4 protein-coding genes, 5 tRNA genes and 2 rRNA genes are annotated in these 5266 nt (G+C 40.0%); 1 reads left to right on the top strand and 10 read right to left on the bottom strand.

Features of this window, described 5'->3' with window-relative positions; genetic code table 11:
• The 4 genes from JCM15074_RS24135 to JCM15074_RS20000 form a co-directional block, all read right to left on the bottom strand.
• Positions 1 to 107: GTP-binding protein (locus tag JCM15074_RS24135; RefSeq protein WP_037470126.1), on the bottom strand; the 107-nt coding region annotated here is incomplete at its 3' end.
• Between the two features lie 215 nt (positions 108 to 322).
• Positions 323 to 396: transfer RNA gene (locus JCM15074_RS20010), tRNA-Gly, on the bottom strand.
• Between the two features lie 39 nt (positions 397 to 435).
• Positions 436 to 520: transfer RNA gene (locus JCM15074_RS20005), tRNA-Tyr, on the bottom strand.
• Between the two features lie 7 nt (positions 521 to 527).
• Positions 528 to 603: transfer RNA gene (locus JCM15074_RS20000), tRNA-Thr, on the bottom strand.
• Between the two features lie 243 nt (positions 604 to 846).
• On the opposite strand from JCM15074_RS20000, the gene coaA reads away from it, so the two are divergent.
• Complete coding sequence (gene coaA, locus JCM15074_RS19995) at positions 847 to 1794, top strand: type I pantothenate kinase (RefSeq protein ID WP_025823717.1); 948 nt, start codon at positions 847 to 849, stop codon at positions 1792 to 1794.
• Positions 1795 to 1797: 3 nt separating this feature from the next.
• Here coaA and birA read toward each other — a convergent pair whose 3' ends face one another.
• From birA to JCM15074_RS19960, 6 genes are all read right to left on the bottom strand, one after another.
• Positions 1798 to 2766 carry a bifunctional biotin--[acetyl-CoA-carboxylase] ligase/biotin operon repressor BirA gene (gene birA / locus JCM15074_RS19990; RefSeq protein WP_025823715.1) on the bottom strand — a complete coding sequence of 323 codons (969 nt, stop codon included), beginning with the start codon at positions 2764 to 2766 and terminating at the stop codon, positions 1798 to 1800.
• Positions 2763 to 3779, bottom strand: coding sequence for a UDP-N-acetylmuramate dehydrogenase (murB, locus tag JCM15074_RS19985; RefSeq protein WP_025823713.1), 1017 nt, complete (start codon positions 3777 to 3779; stop codon positions 2763 to 2765). Before murB ends, birA begins: the two co-directional genes overlap by 4 nt.
• A 983-nt stretch (positions 3780 to 4762) precedes the next feature.
• A 5S ribosomal RNA gene (gene rrf, locus JCM15074_RS19975) occupies positions 4763 to 4878 on the bottom strand.
• 6 nt (positions 4879 to 4884) lie between these two features.
• Positions 4885 to 4960, bottom strand: a tRNA-Thr gene (locus JCM15074_RS19970).
• 44 nt (positions 4961 to 5004) lie between these two features.
• Positions 5005 to 5120 (bottom strand): 5S ribosomal RNA (gene rrf, locus JCM15074_RS19965).
• 33 nt (positions 5121 to 5153) lie between these two features.
• Positions 5154 to 5229: transfer RNA gene (locus JCM15074_RS19960), tRNA-Val, on the bottom strand.
• Between the last annotated feature and the right edge of the window lie 37 nt (positions 5230 to 5266).

Genomic DNA, 5266 nt, shown 5'->3' with positions numbered 1-5266 from the left:
AGTACGTGAGAGATAGCTGCAGTTAGAGTTGTTTTACCATGGTCAACGTGACCAATGGTGCCCACGTTTACGTGGGGTTTGCTACGTTCAAATTTTTCTTTAGCCATGGTATAGCCTCTGTTCCAAGATTCTTGGTGGTGAAGGTTTAAAACCTAGATATAACAAAAAATCCGATGCATTAAATATGTCATCGAATCAAATATTTTAAGGTATTTAGGAATGATTATAGCGTAGGCTGAACTGATAGGCAGATTCTAGCTGCCGACCTCATCCTTACTTAAGGATGCGCTCTATCGCCTGAGCCATATCAGCAAACAAATTTTGGAGCGGGTGACGGGAATCGAACCCGTGTTATCAGCTTGGAAGGCTGGAGTAATACCATTATACGACACCCGCGGTACCTAGCTTACAGGCTACCTAACTACCTTTTGAAAATGGTGGAGGGAGAAGGATTCGAACCTTCGAAGGCGGAGCCGTCAGATTTACAGTCTGATCCCTTTGGCCACTCGGGAACCCCTCCAGTAAAATGGTGCCGGCACCAAGAGTCGAACTCGGGACCTACTGATTACAAGTCAGTTGCTCTACCAACTGAGCTATGCCGGCATGTCATTTCGGTAGCGGATATTAGGTAAAAACGGCTCCAAGTGCAAGCGTTTATTGCAAAAAAATTCAAAAGAAACATTGTTTGTCGCTTTTTTATACCAAAAAGAGACTTAACAACAAAATACCGGCGATTTTTCATCCATCTACATAAAAAGCGTATTTCAAGCTCTATAAAAGTGAGTGCAATTGTTGTGGTGAAGTTTTTGATAGTGTACTGTTCCCTGCTACAGGAGAGGAAATTCCATGACAAGCGAAAACCCAATGCAACAAGCATTATATTTTACATTTGAACGAGACGCTTGGTCTGAATTACGTAAATCTGTACCTCTCACCCTTAACGAATCACAACTACAAGCCTTAAAAGGCATTAATGAAAATATTTCGTTAACCGAAGTCACTGATATTTATTTGCCATTAAGCCGATTACTTAATCTAATGATTAGTAATCAACTCGATCGTTGCCAAGTAATCGATCAATTTCTTGGTTGTAAATCCCCTAACCGTCCTTTCATCATTAGTATCGCAGGAAGTGTCGCTGTGGGAAAAAGTACGACAGCTAGGATCCTACAAGCACTTTTGCGAGAATGGCCAGAACACCCTGAAGTCGAGTTAGTTACCACTGATGGTTTCCTTTACCCATTAGCAGAATTAACCAGTAGAGGCCTATTACAACGTAAGGGCTTTCCAGAGAGTTATGATATCAAAATGCTGATGTCATTTATTAACTCGGTTAAATCTGGCGATGAGGCAGTCTCAGCGCCACTATATTCTCATATTACTTATGATCGGTTAGTACAAACTCAATTAATTAATCGCCCCAATGTATTAATTATTGAGGGGCTAAATGTACTTCAGAAAGATATTGATTCTTTAGATCAAAATCAGCGACCATTTTTATCAGACTTTGTAGATTTTTCTATTTATGTTGATGCCGAAGAAAATCAGCTAAAAGCATGGTATATCGACCGATTCTTAAAATTTAGGCAAGGAGCTTTTGCTGATGAAAGTTCGTATTTCCATCACTTCTCAAAATTAACTGATGCACAAGCTGTTGATACTGCGAGTAATATCTGGGATAACATTAATGGTGTAAACTTACGCCAGAATATTCTCCCAACCAGAGAAAAAGCTAATTTGATCTTAAAAAAATCAAGCGATCATCTTATTGAAAAAGCGCTATTGAGAAAATAAAACTCATTTATTAGCAGCTGCGCGAAGTGTTATTTCACCACCGAGGTAACACTTTTTAACACCATCTTGTTCAATTATAACGCCCCCCTGCTCATCAATGCCTTGGTAGCAACCAATCACAATGGTATCACCAAAACTGATTTGCACTTGCTGACCTTGGAAGATATCAAAATCACGCCAACCATTAATAAATGGCGTTAATCCCTGCTCAGTAAATATCCCTAAATCATGACAAAGTTGTTTTTGCAGCAATATCGCTAATTGAGTTTTATCAAACTGATTAATTAAATCGAGTAAGTCACTCCATGGCTGATCGATCAATTCTTGCTGTGTTTTAGGCATCGCAATGTTAACACCAGCTCCAATAACTAATTGGCAAATACCATCAGCTTGACCGTGCATTTCAACTAAAATACCAGCTAACTTTTTGCCGTGCCTATAAATATCATTAGGCCATTTTAATCCTAAACCATCGACTCCCAATTGAGTTAATACTGTCGTTAACGAATAACCGACGACTAAGCTCAAGCCCATTGCAGCAGCCATACCTTGCTCTAGTTGCCAATACATAGAAAAATAAAGATGGCTTGCATAGGGTGAAACCCAAACTTTACCCCGACGTCCACGTCCTGCTGTTTGCAATTCTGCTAAACAAATATCACCATTTTCAAGATCATCTATATGTTTCAACAAGAACTTGTTGGTTGAATCTATCTCGTCAAAATAAAAACAACGATTATTAATATTTTGCTTCAATAATGATTCATCAATCAAAGATATAGGCGAAGCTAATTTATAGCCCTTACCCTTCACAGAATAAACATCAACCCCCACATCACTCATACCACTAACATGATTTGCGATTGCAGTACGAGATAGCGACATTTGTTGCGCAAGTTTCTCACCCGAAACAAAATGCTTAGCAGATAATAATTTAAGTAATTGGCGTTTTTTATACCAATGGTCAATCATTTTAACTCTTCCTCACCCTGTGCAAAAATTAATCTTGGCTCCGCTTCAAGCAAGACGTTAAATTGCTCATATACTGTATCAATTACATGATGTGCTAACTGGCAAATATCAGCACCAGTAGCTCCCCCAAAATTAACTAACACCAAAGCTTGTTGCTGATGAACACCTGCAGGCCCGAGCTTAAACCCTTTTAAACCGGCTTTATCGATTAACCAACCCGCAGCAAGCTTATATAGAGAGTCACTGACAGGATAAGCCACAAGATCACTATATTGGGCGGTCAGTGTTTCGTATACCTGCAGATCAACAATGGGATTTTTGAAAAAACTACCAGCATTACCAAGTACGTTAGGATCAGGCAGTTTTTGCATGCGAACTTGGCATACCTCATCAAAAATTTGTTTAGCTGTCACGGTATTTAACTGAAATTTCTGTAATGGCCCATAAGCTAAGTTAGGGATCCATTCTTTAGCGACTTTTATGCCCACAGCAGTAATAACTGCGTGTTGGTGTAATTCACCTTTAAAAATTGAATCTCTATAGCCAAATAAACATTGCTCAGTAGTTAGTTTATATAATTGACCATCACGTAAATCTAAATACTCAACCCAATCACAAATTTGACAAAACTCTACCCCATATGCACCAATATTTTGTATTGGAGCAGCACCTACGACACCAGGGATCAGTGCCAAGTTCTCTAACCCATTAATCTCATTTTCAAGGCAAAACTTAACCAATTCATGCCAGTTTTCACCAGCTTGTATATCAAGATAAAAATATGACTCATTTTCAGCAACACTGATCCCTTTAGTTTCAATTTTTAATACCGTACCGGCAAAATCATCACAGAGTACAATATTACTGCCACCACCTAAGATTAACATTCGTTCTTTCGCACAATACAGTTGCATTGCTGCACTAATCAGCTCATTTTTATTCGTCGCAACGATGAGTTGTTCACAATTTGCGCTTATAGCAAAGGTGTTAAATAATTTTAAGTTAACAGGCATGATCTAAATTATGAAGGATACAGTACTGGCTATTGTAACCTGCCCGTATGCAGATACAAATCTGTGATGAATAAATACGTTGGTAAGTACTAACAATTTGCCCTTAAGCCTAAAACTTGTATATCTATTGAGCATAGATATACAAAACGATTAGAGAACAAACAACTTTCGTTTGATTAGATTATTTAAAACAATTTATCGCCCCTAGTGGCAGCAATAACTATTTATTAAAATTTAGCGATTTTTTTCTATTCAACGCAAAAGTCTTAAATGATAAGCAAAAAATTAGATCAGACATATTGATAACGACTATAAAGGCGTTTGGCTATGGTCTACTCTTTTATCCCAGAGTGTTTGTGCTCGCTCTAAGGGACAGATGGGGGTGACACTAGGGTGCTTAATAAGCGCAGCTTATTGCCCCTGGAGGGCAAGCCACAGGGATATGGTGAATGCCAGAAATACAGGGATGCAATTTCTGACCAAGCTCAGTGCGGGTGAACCACAGGGATGTGGTGAATGTCGCTATGGTCTGGAATATTTAGCGATCGACATCGGGAGTAGGTATGCAATACCTACATTAAGTAGATATGCCACCTATTACAAAAACCACTACTATGGGCAAACTCTTGGAATTTTAAATAGCCCAAACGCAAAAAAGCCACCTTATTCAGGTGGGTTCTCTACTTCATTTTGTTCACTTTTTAAAAGTGAAAATAAAAAGAGCGTTTGGTGATGGCCAGCTTCGAGGCCATTTATATGCATCCTGCATAAATAGCATTCCCTACATCCTGTAGGTCACCACTTCTCCGCGTTCAATTCAAGCACTAAGCTTCGCTTAGTAAGCGCTTGGATTTCACCCTACTATCACATGAGTGGTTGCCTCACTTCGTTCGGGCTTTTTATTTCCCATCTTCGTTCGGTCATGCCACGCATAAACGAAAAAGCCCGTTGCATTAGCAACGGGCTTTTTTCGTTTATTAGGCGTTTGGCGATGACCTACTCTCACATGGGGAGACCCCACACTACCATCGGCGCGATTGCGTTTCACTTCTGAGTTCGGAATGGATTCAGGTGGGACCACAATGCTATTGTCACCAAACAAATCTGGTGCTGATACCCAGAATCGAACTGGGGACCTCATCCTTACCAAGGATGCGCTCTACCGACTGAGCCATATCAGCTAACTTGTTTGTTTGCCTTTCTTCAAGGCTAAACTAAATTAGGCGCTTGGCAATGACCTACTCTCACATGGGGAGACCCCACACTACCATCGGCGCGATTGCGTTTCACTTCTGAGTTCGGAATGGATTCAGGTGGGACCACAATGCTATTGTCACCAAGCAAATTTGTTAATTCGGAAAGCTGTAAAAAATATGGTGGTCGCTACTGGGCTCGAACCAGTGACCCCCTCCTTGTAAGGGAGGTGCTCTCCCAGCTGAGCTAAGCGACCTGGGATTCTTTATCTTTGAGTTCTATTCAATTGAGTA

This window comes from Shewanella marina JCM 15074 (assembly GCF_000614975.1).
Taxonomy (GTDB): Bacteria; Pseudomonadota; Gammaproteobacteria; order Enterobacterales; family Shewanellaceae; genus Shewanella; species Shewanella marina.
This window is presented reverse-complemented; position numbering and strand designations above follow the sequence as displayed.